Origin of the sequence: Citrobacter sp. MGH105 (genome assembly GCF_001037485.2) — a bacterium.
In the GTDB taxonomy this organism is placed as follows: domain Bacteria; phylum Pseudomonadota; class Gammaproteobacteria; order Enterobacterales; family Enterobacteriaceae; genus Citrobacter; species Citrobacter portucalensis.
In genome coordinates this window covers 4,112,150-4,128,434 of record NZ_CP073048.1, presented here as the reverse complement: position 1 = coordinate 4,128,434, position 16,285 = coordinate 4,112,150, and the positions used below count along the sequence as shown (strand labels likewise).

The following is a 16,285-nucleotide window of genomic DNA, read 5'->3' as shown; positions in this document are numbered from 1 at the left end:
ATTATTCGCCGTGTGTGATGATCGCTGGGATAGTGTCATCCTTGCGTAACGTCAGAATTTCACAGCCGTTTTCCGTCACTACAATAGTATGCTCGTACTGTGCAGACAAGCTCCGGTCTTTGGTTTTCACCGTCCAGCCGTCTTTCATGGTGCGGATGCGGTAATCACCGGCATTCAGCATCGGTTCTATGGTGAACGTCATGCCAGGCTGCAGTACCACACCACCGTCGTCTGCATCGTAGTGCAGAACCTGTGGCTCTTCATGGAAGCCGCGACCGATACCGTGACCGCAGTATTCACGAACAACAGAGAAACCTTCGCCTTCCGCGTATTTCTGAATTGCAGCGCCCAGCGTGCGCAGGCGAATGCCCGGTTTAACCATCCGCAGCGCCAGATACAGGCTTTCCTGCGTTACACGGCACAGACGTTCGCCAAGAATGGTGGGCTTGCCGACGATAAACATTTTAGAGGTATCGCCGTGGAATTCGTCTTTAATCACGGTCACGTCGATGTTAACGATATCACCATCTTTCAGGTGCTTCGCGTCGTCCGGGATCCCGTGACACACCACTTCATTAATAGAGATACATACGGATTTCGGATAGCCGTGATAGCCCAGGCAGGCGGAAATGGCCTGCTGCTCATTCACGATGTAGTCATTACAGAGGCGATCCAGCTCGCCGGTGCTGACGCCCGGTTTAACAAACGGTTCGATCATTTCCAGTACATCAGCGGCCAGGCGGCCAGCGACGCGCATTTTTTCGATTTCTTCAGGGGTCTTGATTGAGATAGCCATAAATTCTGTCCATCAGTGCCGATGATATCGGCAATAATTGTTTAAGTGCTGCCAATGGTATCAGTCCCGCATACATGCTGCCAAATTGAGAATCATTCTGAACTTCGCCTTTCGTGCCACAGATGCGTTGGCTACATTTTTTCACCCCAGTCACTTACTGGTTGTAAGCTCCCGGGGATTCAAAAATTTGCCGCCTTCCTGTAACACGAAATTCATCGTTCATTCAGCACAGACCGCCAACAATTATTGGTGTCGGTGGCGTATTTGTGGTATAAAGCGCGCCGGACTTCCGATCCATTCGAAGACTACACACGATGGACGGGAGCGACAAATCTCACTTTGTGTAACAACACACACGTATCGGCACATATTCCGGGGTGCCCTTTGGGGTCGGTAATATGGGATGCGTGGAGGCTTAACCCCAACTTTTATATATAGAGGTTTTAATCATGGCAACTGTTTCCATGCGCGACATGCTCAAGGCTGGTGTTCACTTCGGTCACCAGACCCGTTACTGGAACCCGAAAATGAAGCCGTTCATCTTCGGTGCGCGTAACAAAGTTCACATCATCAACCTTGAGAAAACTGTACCGATGTTCAACGAAGCTCTGGCTGAACTGAACAAGATCTCTGCTCGTAAAGGTAAAATCCTTTTCGTTGGTACTAAACGCGCTGCAAGCGAAGCGGTGAAAGAAGCTGCTAACAGCTGCGACCAGTTCTTCGTGAACCATCGCTGGCTGGGCGGTATGCTGACTAACTGGAAAACCGTTCGTCAGTCTATCAAACGTCTGAAAGATCTGGAAACTCAGTCTCAGGACGGTACTTTCGAAAAGCTGACCAAGAAAGAAGCGCTGATGCGTACTCGTGAGCTTGAGAAACTGGAAAACAGCCTGGGCGGTATCAAAGACATGGGCGGTCTGCCGGACGCTCTGTTCGTAATCGATGCTGACCACGAGCACATTGCTATCAAAGAAGCAAACAACCTGGGTATCCCAGTATTTGCTATCGTTGATACCAACTCTGATCCGGACGGTGTTGACTTCGTTATCCCGGGTAACGACGACGCAATCCGTGCTGTGACCCTGTACCTGGGCGCTGTAGCTACTACCGTTCGTGAAGGCCGTTCTCAGGATCTGGCTTCCCAGGCGGAAGAAAGCTTCGTAGAAGCTGAATAATAAGGCACGCTCGTTAGAGCCCTTATAGACCAGGTAGTATCACGTTTGGTTAGGGGGCCTGTATATGGCCCCCTTTTTCACTTTTAAATCTGTGCGGTTTCATGCCGGGCAGATCAAATCTTCCGAGGATTTTAGAATGGCTGAAATTACCGCATCCCTGGTAAAAGAGCTGCGTGAGCGTACTGGCGCAGGCATGATGGATTGCAAAAAAGCACTGACTGAAGCTAATGGCGACATCGAGCTGGCAATCGAAAACATGCGTAAGTCCGGTGCAATCAAAGCGGCGAAAAAAGCAGGCAACGTTGCTGCTGACGGCGTAATCAAAACCAAAATCGACGGCAACATCGCTTTCATTCTGGAAGTTAACTGCCAGACTGACTTCGTTGCTAAAGATGCTGGTTTCCAGGCATTTGCTGACAAAGTACTGGACGCTGCCGTTGCTGGCAAAATCACTGATGTTGAAGTTCTGAAAGCACAGTTCGAAGAAGAACGTGTTGCTCTGGTTGCTAAAATCGGTGAGAACATCAACATCCGTCGCGTTGCTTCCCTGGAAGGCGAAGTTCTGGGTAACTACCAGCACGGTGCTCGTATCGGTGTTCTGGTTGCTGCAACTGGCGCTGACGAAGAACTGGTTAAACAGCTGGCAATGCACGTTGCTGCAAGCAAACCAGAATTCGTTAAGCCGGAAGACGTTTCCGCTGAAGTGGTAGAAAAAGAATACCAGGTTCAGCTGGACATCGCTATGCAGTCTGGCAAGCCGAAAGAAATCGCAGAGAAAATGGTTGAAGGCCGCATGAAGAAATTCACCGGCGAAGTTTCTCTGACCGGTCAGCCTTTCGTCATGGAACCGAGCAAATCTGTTGGTCAGCTGCTGAAAGAGCATAACGCTGACGTAACTGGTTTCATCCGCTTTGAAGTGGGTGAAGGCATCGAGAAAGTTGAGACTGACTTTGCAGCAGAAGTTGCTGCGATGTCCAAGCAGTCTTAATTTTTAAAGGAGCCGCCTGAGGGCGGCTTCTTTTTGTGTCTGGCTTGTAAATTCAGCGAACCGCTATAGTGGTCATGCTGAAAAGCGACATACAATGTCGCTGGAATTAACTCATCTCATTCGTTGACAGTCTCAGGAAAGAAACATGGCTACCAATGCAAAACCCGTCTACAAACGTATTCTGCTTAAGTTAAGTGGCGAAGCTCTGCAAGGTTCAGAAGGCTTCGGTATTGATGCAAGCATCCTCGACCGCATGGCTCAGGAAATCAAAGAGCTGGTTGAGCTGGGTATTCAGGTTGGCGTAGTGATTGGTGGTGGTAACCTGTTCCGTGGCGCTGGTCTGGCGAAAGCGGGGATGAACCGCGTTGTGGGCGACCACATGGGCATGTTAGCCACCGTAATGAACGGTCTGGCGATGCGCGATGCGCTTCACCGCGCCTATGTGAACGCTCGCTTGATGTCCGCAATTCCTCTGAACGGCGTGTGTGATAACTACAGCTGGGCCGAAGCTATCAGCCTGCTGCGTAACAACCGCGTTGTTATTTTGTCTGCGGGTACCGGCAATCCGTTCTTCACCACCGATTCTGCAGCCTGCCTGCGCGGTATTGAAATTGAAGCGGATGTGGTTCTGAAAGCCACCAAAGTCGATGGCGTATTTACTGCCGACCCGGCTAAAGATCCAACGGCGACTATGTACGAACAGTTGACCTACACTGAAGTACTGGATAAAGAGCTGAAAGTAATGGATCTTGCCGCGTTCACGCTGGCTCGTGACCACAAATTACCGATTCGTGTCTTTAACATGAACAAACCAGGTGCACTGCGCCGTGTTGTTATGGGTGAAAAAGAAGGCACGTTAATCACGGAATAATTCCCGTTGCGGCTAAATGCAGGTAATATTCCGCTTTAATGTCGCGGGATACGTCCCTCAAAATTAATCAAGACTATACTTGTCACATCTTGCGTGGCGGGTATGGTCTGACTGAAACAAGCTTTCAAGGATTCGTAACGTGATCAACGATATCAGAAAAGATGCTGAAGTACGCATGGACAAATGCGTCGAAGCATTCAAAAACCAAATCAGCAAAATTCGCACGGGTCGTGCTTCTCCTAGCCTGCTGGATGGTATTGTCGTGGAATATTACGGCACGCCGACTCCGCTGCGCCAGCTGGCAAGCGTAACGGTTGAAGATTCCCGTACCCTGAAAATCAACGTATTTGACCGTTCTATGGGTCCAGCCGTTGAGAAAGCAATCATGGCTTCCGACCTCGGTCTGAATCCAAGCTCTGCGGGCTCTGACATCCGCGTTCCGCTGCCGCCGCTGACCGAAGAACGTCGTAAAGATCTGACCAAGATCGTACGTGGTGAAGCTGAAGGCGCGCGTGTTGCGGTACGTAACGTACGCCGCGATGCAAACGACAAAGTGAAAGCGTTGTTGAAAGAAAAAGAGATCAGCGAAGATGACGATCGCCGTTCTCAGGACGACGTACAGAAACTGACTGACGCAGCAATCAAGAAAGTTGATGCGGCGCTGGCAGAGAAAGAAGCAGAACTGATGCAGTTCTGATTCGCCTGTACGCTAAAAACGCCGCTTAGAAGGCCTGAGAAGGCTGGATGGCGGCGTTTTGCTTTTTTCTGTCTACATACTCTAAATAATTCAAGTTGCAGGAAGGCGGTGACGCCAAAGGCCGAGTAAAGCCAACGTACATGCAACTTGAAGTATGACGAGTAAAATTCTTCTGGATGTCCGATGAAGCAATTAACCATCCTGGGATCAACCGGTTCCATTGGTTGCAGTACGCTGGATGTAGTACGCCATAACCCGGAAAAATTTCGTGTTGCTGCGTTGGTGGCGGGTAAAAATGTTGCCCGTATGGTAGAGCAATGCCTGGAGTTTGCACCTCGCTATGCGGTAATGGATGATGAAAAAAGCGCGGCACAGGTAAAAGCTGCTCTTTTGGCACAGGGTAGCCGTACCGAGGTGATGAGCGGGCAGCAGGCTGCCTGTGATATGGCTGCGCTGGATGATGTTGATCAGGTCATGGCGGCGATTGTCGGCGCAGCGGGTTTGCTGCCGACGCTGGCGGCAATTCGTGCGAGCAAAAGCATTTTGCTGGCGAATAAAGAATCGCTGGTGACCTGCGGCCGTCTGTTTATGGACGACGTGAAACGCCACAAAGCGCAGCTTTTGCCGGTAGATAGCGAGCATAACGCGATTTTTCAGAGTTTACCGCAACCAATCCAACACAATCTGGGATACGCTGACCTTGAGCAAAACGGCGTCATGTCAGTTCTGCTTACCGGGTCTGGTGGCCCATTCCGTGAAACGCCATTGCGCGATCTGGTCTCTATGACCCCCGATCAGGCATGCCGTCATCCGAATTGGTCGATGGGACGAAAAATCTCTGTCGATTCCGCCACCATGATGAACAAAGGTCTGGAATACATTGAAGCGCGTTGGTTATTTAATGCCAGTGCAAGCCAGATGGAAGTGCTGATTCACCCGCAGTCGGTTATTCATTCGATGGTCCGTTATCAGGATGGTAGTGTTCTGGCGCAGTTGGGTGAACCTGATATGCGTACACCTATTGCCCATACGATGGCATGGCCAGAACGTGTGACGTCCGGTGTTAAGCCTGTCGACTTTTGCAAACTCAGTGCGTTGACGTTTTCCGCACCTGATTACCAGCGTTATCCGTGCCTGAAACTGGCGATGGACGCGTTTGAGCAAGGTCAGGCGGCGACGACCGCACTCAATGCCGCGAATGAAATTACCGTTGCCGCATTCCTGGCGCAGCAGATCCGATTTACCGATATTGCCGATCTCAATTTATCTGTACTGGATAAGATGGATTTGCAGGAACCGCAGAGCGTTGACGACGTGTTGAAGGTCGATGCCATCGCGCGGGAAGTCGCCAGAAAAGAAGTGATGCGACTCTCAAGCTGATGATAATCCCTCTACGGAGAATCGTGCTATTTGTTAGCGTTGGGCTTCAGTGATATAGTCTGCGCCACCCGATCGCGGGTATTTGCTTTTTTTCGGTCGGGTAAGCCGTGGTTTGACACGGCTTTTTTGTGGATAGGCTTCAGTATTCCTGAGTACCGTAAATCCTTTCAGGGACTAATAACGCGTTATGTTGTCTGCAACTAAACCATTAAGCGAAAATTTGCCAGCACATGGTTGTCGCCATGTCGCAATTATCATGGATGGCAATGGCCGCTGGGCGAAAAAGCAAGGGAAGATTCGCGCCTTTGGGCATAAGGCTGGAGCAAAATCCGTCCGCCGGGCTGTCTCTTTTGCTGCAAATAACGGTATTGATGCGTTAACGCTGTATGCCTTTAGCAGTGAGAACTGGAACCGACCTGCGCAGGAAGTGAGCGCGTTAATGGAACTGTTTGTGTGGGCACTTGATAGCGAAGTGAAAAACCTACATCGCCATAACGTACGCCTGCGTATTATCGGGGATATCAGTCGATTTAACTCACGTTTGCAAGAACGGATTCGCAAATCAGAAGCGATTACCGCCCAGAATACCGGGTTGACGCTGAATATTGCAGCGAATTACGGTGGACGGTGGGATATTGTCCAGGGAGTCAGGCAACTGGCACAACAGGTGCAGGACGGTGCGCTGCATCCTGAGCAAATCGATGAAGAGATGCTTGGGCAGCAAATTTGTATGCATGAGCTGGCTCCTGTGGATTTAGTGATAAGGACTGGGGGAGAGCACCGAATTAGTAATTTTCTGTTGTGGCAAATTGCCTACGCCGAACTTTACTTTACCGATGTTCTCTGGCCCGATTTCGATGAACAAGACTTTGAAGGTGCGCTGCATGCCTTTGCTAATCGTGAGCGTCGTTTCGGCGGCACCGAACCCGGTGATGAAAAAGCCTGATGGGGGTCGCTTTTGCTGAAGTATCGCCTGATTTCTGCTTTTGTTTTAATACCCGTTGTCATCGCGGCGCTGTTTTTGCTGCCGCCGGTGGGGTTCGCCATTGTTACGTTGGTCGTCTGTATGTTGGCCGCCTGGGAGTGGGGACAGTTAAGCGGTTTTACCACGCGTACGCAGCGAGTCTGGCTGGCGGTTTTGTGCGGGCTATTGCTGGCACTGATGCTATTTTTGCTGCCAGAATACCATCGCGATATCCATCAACCGCTGGTTGAAGTATCGCTGTGGGCGTCGCTGGGCTGGTGGGTCGTAGCGCTGTTACTGGTATTGTTTTACCCAGGTTCTGCGTCGGTCTGGCGTAATTCCAAAACATTACGCATAATTTTCGGCGTGTTAACCATTGTCCCGTTCTTTTGGGGAATGCTGGCGCTACGTGCATGGCACTATGATGAGAATCATTATAGTGGCGCGCTATGGCTGCTGTATGTCATGATCCTCGTTTGGGGAGCGGACTCTGGTGCGTATATGTTTGGTAAGCTGTTTGGCAAACATAAGCTGGCACCGAAGGTTTCTCCTGGTAAAACCTGGCAGGGTTTTATTGGCGGACTCGCCACTGCGGCCGTGATCTCATGGGGTTATGGCATGTGGGCGAATCTTGAAGTTGCGCCTGTCACCTTGCTCATTTGCTCCATCGTTGCAGCCCTGGCCTCCGTGCTGGGTGACCTGACCGAGAGTATGTTTAAGCGTGAAGCAGGTATTAAGGACAGTGGTCACTTAATTCCAGGACACGGCGGTATTCTGGATCGTATTGATAGCCTGACGGCTGCGGTACCGGTCTTTGCCTGCCTGTTGTTACTGGTGTTCAGGACGCTCTAACGGATGGTCTTATGCTGAGTATTCTCTGGAATTTGGCTGCATTCATCATCGCACTTGGTGTGCTTATCACCGTGCATGAATTTGGTCATTTCTGGGTTGCGCGGCGCTGCGGAGTCAGCGTCGAACGCTTTTCCATTGGCTTTGGAAAAGCGCTTTGGCGGCGTACCGATAAATCAGGTACGGAATACGTCATCGCCATGATTCCCCTCGGCGGTTACGTCAAAATGCTGGATGAGCGCGCTGAACCGGTCGCACCGGAATTGCGCCATTACGCCTTCAACAATAAAACGGTTGGACAACGTGCTGCTATTATCGCCGCAGGTCCGATTGCAAACTTCCTTTTTGCTATTTTTGCTTATTGGCTGGTGTTTATCATTGGCGTCCCTGGCGTTCGTCCGGTTATTGGTGAAATAACACCCAACTCGATTGCTGCACAGGCGCAAATTCAGCCGGGTACGGAACTAAAAGCGGTTGATGGCATCGAAACCCCTGATTGGGATGCCGTGCGATTGCAACTGGTATCCAAAATTGGCGATGAGCATACGACCCTCAGCGTGGCGCAATTTGGCAGTAACCAGCGACAGGACAAAACGCTGGATTTACGCCATTGGGCATTTGAGCCAGACAAAGAGGATCCTGTCTCTAGTTTGGGCATGCGTCCGCGTGGTCCGCAGATTGAACCGGTACTGTCAGAAGTGCAGGTTAACTCCGCTGCAAGTAAGGCAGGTTTGCAAGCTGGCGACAGGATCGTTAAAGTCAATGGTCAGTCGCTGACGCAATGGATGACGTTCGTGACGCTGGTGCGCGATAATCCGGATACGCCGTTAGCGCTAGATATTGAAAGACAAGGAAGTTCCTTGTCTTTAACGTTAACCCCAGATTCAAAACAGGTTAACGGTAAGGCAGAAGGGTTTGCGGGCGTGGTGCCTAAAGTTATTCCTCTGCCTGATGAGTATAAGACTGTACGCCAGTATGGACCATTCAGCGCCATCCTCGAAGCCTCGGATAAAACGTGGCAGTTGATGAAGCTGACGGTCAGTATGCTGGGAAAATTGATTACCGGTGATGTAAAACTGAACAACCTCAGTGGGCCGATTTCTATCGCCCAGGGGGCTGGGATGTCAGCGGAGTTCGGGATTATTTATTACCTGATGTTCCTTGCGCTTATCAGCGTGAACTTAGGGATAATCAACCTGTTTCCGTTGCCCGTTCTTGACGGGGGGCATCTGCTGTTCCTGGCGATTGAAAAGCTGAAGGGCGGTCCGGTATCCGAGCGGGTTCAAGACTTTAGTTATCGCATTGGCTCAATCTTGCTGGTGTTGTTAATGGGGCTTGCACTTTTCAATGATTTCTCTCGGTTGTAAGAGAGTGTTAGGAAGAACGCATAATAACGATGGCGATGAAAAAGTTGCTCATAGCGTCGCTGCTGTTTAGCAGCGCCACCGTATACGGTGCTGAAGGGTTCGTAGTGAAGGACATTCATTTCGAAGGCCTACAGCGAGTCGCCGTTGGTGCGGCTCTCCTCAGTATGCCGGTGCGCACAGGCGACACGGTTAATGATGAAGACATCAGTAATACCATTCGTGCTCTGTTCGCCACCGGAAACTTTGAGGATGTCCGCGTCCTGCGCGATGGTGATACCCTTCTGGTTCAGGTAAAAGAACGCCCGACGATTGCCAGCATCACTTTCTCCGGTAACAAATCGGTGAAAGATGACATGCTGAAGCAAAACCTCGAGGCGTCTGGCGTGCGTGTTGGCGAGTCTCTGGATCGCACAACGCTTGCCGATATCGAAAAGGGCCTGGAAGATTTCTACTATAGCGTCGGTAAGTACAGCGCCAGTGTGAAAGCGGTGGTGACGCCGTTGCCGCGTAACCGCGTTGACCTCAAGCTGGTCTTCCAGGAAGGTGTTTCGGCGAAGATCCAACAGATCAATATCGTCGGCAACCATGCCTTCTCGACTGACGAACTTATCTCTCACTTCCAGTTGCGTGACGAAGTGCCGTGGTGGAACGTGGTGGGCGATCGTAAATACCAGAAACAGAAGCTGGCGGGCGACCTTGAAACCCTGCGTAGCTACTATCTGGATCGCGGTTATGCTCGCTTCAATATTGATTCCACTCAGGTCAGCCTGACGCCGGATAAAAAAGGCATCTACATCACCGTTAACATCACTGAAGGCGAGCAGTACAAGCTTTCTGGGGTTCAGGTGAGCGGTAACCTGGCCGGGCACTCCGCCGAAATTGAGACCCTGACGAAGATCGAGCCAGGTGAACTCTATAACGGCACCAAAGTGACCAAAATGGAAGATGACATCAAGAAGCTTCTGGGTCGCTATGGCTATGCCTATCCGCGCGTACAGTCGCAGCCTGAAATCAACGACGCTGACAAAACCGTTAAATTGCGTGTAAACGTGGATGCGGGTAACCGTTTCTATGTGCGTAAGATCCGTTTTGAAGGTAATGACACTTCTAAAGACTCCGTTCTGCGTCGCGAAATGCGTCAGATGGAAGGCGCATGGTTGGGCAGCGATTTGGTCGACCAGGGTAAAGAGCGTCTGAACCGTCTGGGTTACTTTGAAACCGTTGATACTGATACTCAGCGTGTTCCAGGCCGTCCAGATCAGGTTGATGTTGTCTACAAGGTTAAAGAGCGTAACACCGGTAGCTTTAACTTCGGCGTCGGTTACGGTACCGAGAGCGGCGTGAGCTTCCAGGCTGGTGTTCAGCAGGATAACTGGTTAGGTACCGGTTATTCTGTTGGGATTAACGGCACCAAAAACGACTACCAAACCTATACTGAGTTGTCTGTCACTAACCCGTACTTCACTGTTGATGGTGTGAGCCTTGGTGGCCGAGTCTTCTATAACGACTTTGAAGCGGATGATGCAGACCTGTCCGACTATACCAACAAAAGTTATGGTACAGACGTGACGCTGGGCTTCCCGGTCAACGAATACAACACGTTGCGTGCGGGCCTGGGTTATGTACATAACAAACTGTCCAATATGCAGCCGCAGGTTGCGATGGATCGTTATCTTGAGTCAATGGGTGAGACCAACACCAACAGCTTTGCTGCCGATGACTTCACCTTTAACTATGGTTGGACCTATAACAAGCTTGACCGTGGCTACTTCCCAACGGAAGGTACTCGCGTCAACCTGAACGGCAAAGTGACCATTCCGGGTTCTGATAACGAATACTACAAAGTGTCGATGGATACCGCGACCTATGTGCCGATCGATGACGATCATAAGTGGGTAGTGTTAGGACGTACGAAGGTAGGCTATGGCGACGGTATTGGCAGTAAAGAAATGCCGTTCTACGAGAACTTCTATGCCGGTGGCTCCAGCACCGTGCGTGGCTTCCAGTCGAATACCATCGGTCCAAAAGCAGTCTATAAATCAGGGGCTTATGCAGGGGACCCTGACAACTACGAAGAGTGCACGAACAAGGACAATAAAGACTGTAAATCAGACGATGCGGTCGGTGGTAACGCCATGGCTGTCGCCAGCCTGGAGTTTATTACCCCGACGCCGTTTATCAGCGATAAGTATGCTAACTCGGTCCGTACCTCCTTCTTCTGGGATATGGGTACCGTTTGGGATACTAACTGGCAGGATAGCGCAGAAACACGAGCTGTCGGTGTGCCTGACTACAGCGATCCGAGCAATATCCGTATGTCAGCGGGTATCGCGTTACAATGGATGTCCCCATTGGGGCCGTTGGTTTTCTCCTACGCCCAGCCGTTCAAGAAGTACGATGGAGACAAAGCGGAACAGTTCCAGTTTAACATTGGTAAAACCTGGTAACTGTTCTTCGCAAAGGAATGTAGTGGTAGTGTAGCGATGACTTTAGGCGATCTTGCATGGGATCGCCTGGCCACGCAAAGAACTGCACCTTCGGGTGCAAATGGGATGGTAAGGAGTTAATTGTGAAAAAGTGGTTATTAGCTGCAGGTCTCGGTTTAGCGATGGCAACGTCCGCACAGGCTGCTGACAAAATTGCAATCGTCAATATGGGTAGCCTGTTCCAACAGGTTGCACAGAAGACGGGTGTTTCTGCTACGCTGGAAAACGAGTTCAAAGGCCGAGCCAGCGAACTGCAGCGTATGGAATCCGATCTGCAATCTAAAATGCAGCGTCTGCAATCAATGAAAGCAGGTAGCGATCGTACCAAGCTGGAAAAAGACGTCATGGCTCAGCGCCAGACTTTCTCTCAGAAAGCTCAGGCTTTCGAGCAGGATCGTGCACGTCGTTCCAACGAAGAACGTGGCAAACTGGTTACTCGTATCCAGACAGCTGTGAAATCTGTTGCTAACAGCCAGAGCATCGATCTGGTCGTTGACGCAAACACCGTTGCATACAACAGCAGCGATGTAAAAGACATCACCGCTGACGTACTGAAACAGGTTAAATAAGTAATGCCTTCAATTCGACTGGCTGATTTAGCAGAGCAGTTGGATGCAGAATTACACGGTGATGGCGATATCGTCATCACCGGCGTAGCGTCCATGCAATCTGCGCAAACTGGCAATATCACGTTCATGGTGAATCCTAAATACCGTGAACATTTAGGCGTATGCCAGGCGTCTGCCGTTGTGATGACGCAGGACGATCTTCCTTTTGCTAAGAGTGCGGCGCTGGTAGTGAAGAATCCCTACCTGACCTATGCACGTATGGCGCAAATTTTAGATACCACGCCTCAGCCTGCACAGAACATTGCACCCAGTGCAGTGATCGATGCAACGGCGAAGCTGGGTAATAATGTCTCTGTGGGCGCAAATGCGGTCATTGAGTCTGGCGTAGAACTGGGCGATAACGTGGTTATCGGTGCAGGTTGCTTCGTCGGAAAAAATACCAAAATCGGTGCAGGTTCACGCTTGTGGGCGAATGTGACGATTTACCACGACATCCAGATCGGTGAAAATTGCCTGATCCAGTCCAGCACCGTCGTTGGATCTGATGGATTTGGTTACGCGAACGATCGTGGTAACTGGGTGAAGATCCCCCAGCTTGGTCGCGTGATTATCGGCGATCGCGTCGAGATCGGCGCTTGTACCACCATTGACCGTGGTGCTCTGGACGATACTGTGATCGGTAATGGTGTTATCATTGATAACCAGTGCCAGATTGCGCATAACGTTGTGATTGGCGACAATACGGCGGTAGCCGGTGGCGTCATTATGGCGGGTAGCCTGAAGATTGGCCGTTATTGCATGATTGGCGGTGCCAGCGTGATCAATGGGCATATGGAAATATGCGACAAAGTTACGGTAACTGGCATGGGTATGGTGATGCGTCCTATCACTGAACCTGGCGTCTACTCCTCAGGCATTCCGCTACAACCCAACAAGGTATGGCGTAAAACAGCTGCACTGGTGATGAATATTGATGATATGAGCAAGCGCCTCAAAGCGATTGAGCGCAAGGTTAATCAACAAGACTAAAGCACCGTTTTTGCATGTCTGACTTTTCGGCCTGTCCCATTCATACGATTGCGACAGGCCGTGTTATTATTGCCTTTTAGTATATTTTGACAGGAAGAGTATTTTGACTACTAACACTCATACTCTGCATATTGAAGAGATTTTAGAGCTTCTGCCGCACCGTTTTCCGTTTTTGCTGGTTGACCGCGTGCTGGATTTTGAAGAAGGTCGTTTTCTGCGCGCAGTGAAAAATGTATCCGTTAATGAGCCTTTCTTTCAGGGCCACTTCCCGGGTAAACCTATTTTCCCTGGCGTATTGATTCTGGAAGCGATGGCACAGGCTACCGGTATCCTCGCGTTTAAAAGCGTAGGAAAACTGGAACCAGGCGAACTGTATTATTTCGCGGGTATTGATGAAGCACGCTTTAAGCGTCCTGTCGTGCCTGGCGATCAGATGATCATGGAAGTGACTTTCGAGAAAACGCGCCGTGGCCTGACCCGTTTTAAAGGGGTTGCGCTGGTCGACGGTAAAGTTGTGTGCGAAGCAACGATGATGTGTGCCCGTAGCCGGGAGGCCTGATACGTGATTGATAAATCCGCCTTTATTCACCCGACCGCCATTGTAGAAGAGGGCGCCAGCATTGGTGCCAATGCTCACATTGGCCCATTTTGTATTGTTGGACCCCATGTTGAAATTGGTGAGGGTACCGTACTGAAGTCTCACGTTGTCGTGAATGGCCATACAAAAATTGGTCGCGATAACGAGATCTATCAGTTTGCCTCCATCGGTGAAGTTAACCAGGATCTTAAATATGCTGGTGAACCGACCCGTGTGGAAATTGGCGATCGCAACCGCATCCGCGAAAGCGTCACCATTCATCGTGGCACAGTGCAGGGCGGTGGAGTGACGAAGGTGGGCAGCGATAACTTACTGATGATTAATGCGCACGTCGCGCATGATTGTACGGTAGGCAACCGCTGTATTCTGGCGAATAACGCCACGCTTGCCGGACATGTTTCGCTTGATGATTTTGTTATCATCGGCGGCATGACCGCGGTGCATCAGTTCTGCATCATCGGTGCGCATGTGATGGTTGGTGGCTGTTCTGGTGTGGCCCAGGATGTGCCTCCGTACGTTATCGCCCAGGGCAACCACGCGACGCCGTTTGGCGTCAATATCGAAGGTTTGAAGCGTCGTGGATTCACCCGCGAAGCGATTACCGCGATTCGTAACGCCTACAAAGCGTTGTACCGTAGCGGTAAAACGCTGGAAGAAGTGAAACCCGAAATCGCGGAACTGGCGAAACAGTACCCCGAAGTTCAGGCTTTCAGCGACTTCTTTGAGCGCTCAACGCGTGGCCTGATTCGTTAATGACTGAACAGCGTCCTTTAACGATTGCCCTCGTCGCCGGAGAAACCTCCGGCGATATTCTTGGTGCAGGGTTAATCCGTGCACTCAAGGCTCGCGTTCCCAATGCGCGCTTTGTTGGCGTGGCGGGTCCGCTGATGCAGGCCGAAGGCTGTGAAGCCTGGTACGAAATGGAAGAGCTGGCGGTCATGGGCATTGTTGAAGTGCTCGGACGCCTGCGCCGTTTACTGCATATTCGTGCCGACCTCACTCGCCGATTCACCGACTTAAAGCCGGATGTTTTCGTCGGCATTGATGCGCCTGATTTCAATATTACCCTCGAAGGGAACTTGAAAAAACAGGGCATTAAAACCATTCATTATGTCAGTCCGTCCGTCTGGGCGTGGCGACAGAAACGCGTTTTCAAAATAGGCAGATCCACCAACATGGTGCTGGCCTTTCTGCCTTTCGAAAAAGCGTTTTATGACAAATTTAACGTCCCGTGCCGCTTTATCGGTCATACCATGGCAGATGCCATGCCGTTGGACCCGGATAAAAATGCGGCGCGTGATGTTCTGGGCATTCCCCATGACGCTCACTGCCTGGCACTACTGCCAGGAAGCCGTGGTGCAGAAGTGGAGATGCTCAGCGCCGATTTTCTGAAAACGGCGCAGCTATTACGCCAGCATTATCCGGATCTCGAAGTGGTGGTGCCGTTGGTGAATGCCAAACGCCGCGAGCAGTTTGAGCGAATCAAAGCTGAAGTTGCACCGGAGCTTTCTGTACATCTGCTCAATGGGATGGGACGTGAAGCAATGGTGGCCAGCGATGCCGCACTGCTGGCTTCAGGTACCGCCGCGCTGGAATGTATGCTGGCAAAATGCCCTATGGTGGTTGGCTACCGTATGAAACCCTTCACCTTCTGGCTGGCGAAGCGTCTGGTGAAGACTGATTACGTTTCGCTACCTAACCTGCTGGCGGGAAGAGAACTGGTTAAAGAGCTGTTGCAGGAAGAGTGTGAACCGCAGGCGCTGTCGCAAGCGCTATTGCCGTTGCTGGCGAATGGTAAAACCAGCCATGCGATGCACGACACATTCCGTGAACTGCACCAGCAGATCCGTTGCAATGCTGATGAGCAGGCAGCGGATGCGGTCCTGGAGTTAGCGCAATGATTGAATTTGTGTATCCGCATACGCATTTAGTAGCGGGTGTGGATGAAGTCGGGCGCGGCCCTTTGGTTGGCGCAGTCGTCACAGCTGCCGTCATTCTGGATCCGGCTCGCCCTATTATCGGTCTTAACGATTCAAAGAAACTGTCAGAAAAACGTCGCCTGGCGCTGTTTGATGAAATTAAAGAAAAAGCGTTAAGCTGGAGCCTTGGTCGGGCGGAACCGCATGAAATCGACGAGCTGAACATTTTGCATGCCACCATGCTGGCCATGCAGCGTGCTGTTGCGAGTCTACATATTGCGCCCGAATACGTGCTGATTGACGGCAATCGTTGCCCGGCATTACCGGTACCGTCGATGGCGGTGGTCAAAGGTGATAGCCGCGTGGCGGAGATTAGCGCCGCATCGATTCTGGCAAAAGTGACCCGTGACGCTGAAATGGCGGCGCTGGATACGGTTTTTCCACAGTATGGTTTTGCACAGCACAAAGGCTATCCAACCGCATTTCATCTGGAAAAATTGGCACTGCATGGTGCGACTGAGCACCATCGCCGCAGCTTTGGCCCCGTCAAACGCGCACTGGGACTCTCGTCCTGATTCTTGTGTCGAAGGAATCTGA

The 16,285-nt window shown here is 51.0% G+C and carries 16 protein-coding genes; 15 read left to right on the top strand and 1 reads right to left on the bottom strand.

Features of this window, described 5'->3' with window-relative positions; all coding sequences use genetic code 11:
* Window position 1: 1 nt before the first annotated feature.
* Complete coding sequence (gene map / locus SK35_RS19910; RefSeq protein ID WP_048214891.1) at window positions 2–796, bottom strand: type I methionyl aminopeptidase; 795 nt, start codon at window positions 794–796, stop codon at window positions 2–4.
* Between the two features lie 449 nt (window positions 797–1,245).
* Here map and rpsB point away from each other — a divergent pair, with 449 nt between their 5' ends.
* The 15 genes from rpsB (at window position 1,246) to rnhB (ending at window position 16,263) form a co-directional block, all read left to right on the top strand.
* Window positions 1,246–1,971: a 30S ribosomal protein S2 gene (gene rpsB, locus SK35_RS19905; RefSeq protein WP_003018553.1), complete on the top strand. Its 726-nt coding sequence runs from the start codon at window positions 1,246–1,248 to the stop codon at window positions 1,969–1,971.
* A 136-nt stretch (window positions 1,972–2,107) separates the two neighbouring features.
* Window positions 2,108–2,959 (top strand): translation elongation factor Ts, encoded by an 852-nt coding sequence (tsf, locus tag SK35_RS19900; protein WP_003018551.1) that lies wholly within the window; start codon window positions 2,108–2,110, stop codon window positions 2,957–2,959.
* 145 nt (window positions 2,960–3,104) lie between these two features.
* Window positions 3,105–3,830 (top strand): UMP kinase, encoded by a 726-nt coding sequence (gene pyrH, locus SK35_RS19895; RefSeq protein ID WP_003018549.1) that lies wholly within the window; start codon window positions 3,105–3,107, stop codon window positions 3,828–3,830.
* Between the two features lie 139 nt (window positions 3,831–3,969).
* Window positions 3,970–4,527, top strand: a complete 558-nt coding sequence (frr, locus tag SK35_RS19890) for a ribosome recycling factor (RefSeq protein ID WP_003018547.1) — start codon at window positions 3,970–3,972, stop codon at window positions 4,525–4,527.
* A gap of 183 nt (window positions 4,528–4,710) precedes the next feature.
* Window positions 4,711–5,907: a 1-deoxy-D-xylulose-5-phosphate reductoisomerase gene (gene ispC / locus SK35_RS19885; protein ID WP_003829176.1), complete on the top strand. Its 1,197-nt coding sequence runs from the start codon at window positions 4,711–4,713 to the stop codon at window positions 5,905–5,907.
* Between the two features lie 187 nt (window positions 5,908–6,094).
* Complete coding sequence (gene ispU, locus SK35_RS19880) at window positions 6,095–6,853, top strand: (2E,6E)-farnesyl-diphosphate-specific ditrans,polycis-undecaprenyl-diphosphate synthase (RefSeq protein WP_048214890.1); 759 nt, start codon at window positions 6,095–6,097, stop codon at window positions 6,851–6,853.
* Window positions 6,854–6,865: 12 nt separating this feature from the next.
* Window positions 6,866–7,723 (top strand): phosphatidate cytidylyltransferase, encoded by an 858-nt coding sequence (cdsA, locus tag SK35_RS19875; protein WP_003829174.1) that lies wholly within the window; start codon window positions 6,866–6,868, stop codon window positions 7,721–7,723.
* A gap of 11 nt (window positions 7,724–7,734) precedes the next feature.
* A complete protein-coding gene (rseP, locus tag SK35_RS19870; protein WP_048214889.1) occupies window positions 7,735–9,087 on the top strand; it encodes a sigma E protease regulator RseP in 1,353 nt (450 codons plus the stop codon).
* Window positions 9,088–9,116: 29 nt separating this feature from the next.
* Entirely contained in the window at window positions 9,117–11,534 is a 2,418-nt protein-coding gene (bamA, locus tag SK35_RS19865; protein WP_048214888.1) for an outer membrane protein assembly factor BamA, read from the top strand.
* 122 nt (window positions 11,535–11,656) lie between these two features.
* Window positions 11,657–12,142, top strand: coding sequence for a molecular chaperone Skp (gene skp, locus SK35_RS19860; protein ID WP_016151765.1), 486 nt, complete (start codon window positions 11,657–11,659; stop codon window positions 12,140–12,142).
* A gap of 3 nt (window positions 12,143–12,145) precedes the next feature.
* Window positions 12,146–13,171 carry a UDP-3-O-(3-hydroxymyristoyl)glucosamine N-acyltransferase gene (lpxD, locus tag SK35_RS19855; RefSeq protein ID WP_003018531.1) on the top strand — a complete coding sequence of 342 codons (1,026 nt, stop codon included), beginning with the start codon at window positions 12,146–12,148 and terminating at the stop codon, window positions 13,169–13,171.
* A 103-nt stretch (window positions 13,172–13,274) separates the two neighbouring features.
* Window positions 13,275–13,730, top strand: coding sequence for a 3-hydroxyacyl-ACP dehydratase FabZ (fabZ, locus tag SK35_RS19850; RefSeq protein WP_003018528.1), 456 nt, complete (start codon window positions 13,275–13,277; stop codon window positions 13,728–13,730).
* Window positions 13,731–13,733: 3 nt separating this feature from the next.
* Window positions 13,734–14,522 (top strand): acyl-ACP--UDP-N-acetylglucosamine O-acyltransferase, encoded by a 789-nt coding sequence (lpxA, locus tag SK35_RS19845; RefSeq protein ID WP_003018525.1) that lies wholly within the window; start codon window positions 13,734–13,736, stop codon window positions 14,520–14,522.
* A complete protein-coding gene (gene lpxB / locus SK35_RS19840) occupies window positions 14,522–15,670 on the top strand; it encodes a lipid-A-disaccharide synthase (protein WP_003829168.1) in 1,149 nt (382 codons plus the stop codon). Before lpxA ends, lpxB begins: the two co-directional genes overlap by 1 nt.
* Window positions 15,667–16,263 carry a ribonuclease HII gene (rnhB, locus tag SK35_RS19835; RefSeq protein WP_048214887.1) on the top strand — a complete coding sequence of 199 codons (597 nt, stop codon included), beginning with the start codon at window positions 15,667–15,669 and terminating at the stop codon, window positions 16,261–16,263. Before lpxB ends, rnhB begins: the two co-directional genes overlap by 4 nt.
* The last annotated feature ends 22 nt before the right edge of the window (window positions 16,264–16,285 follow it).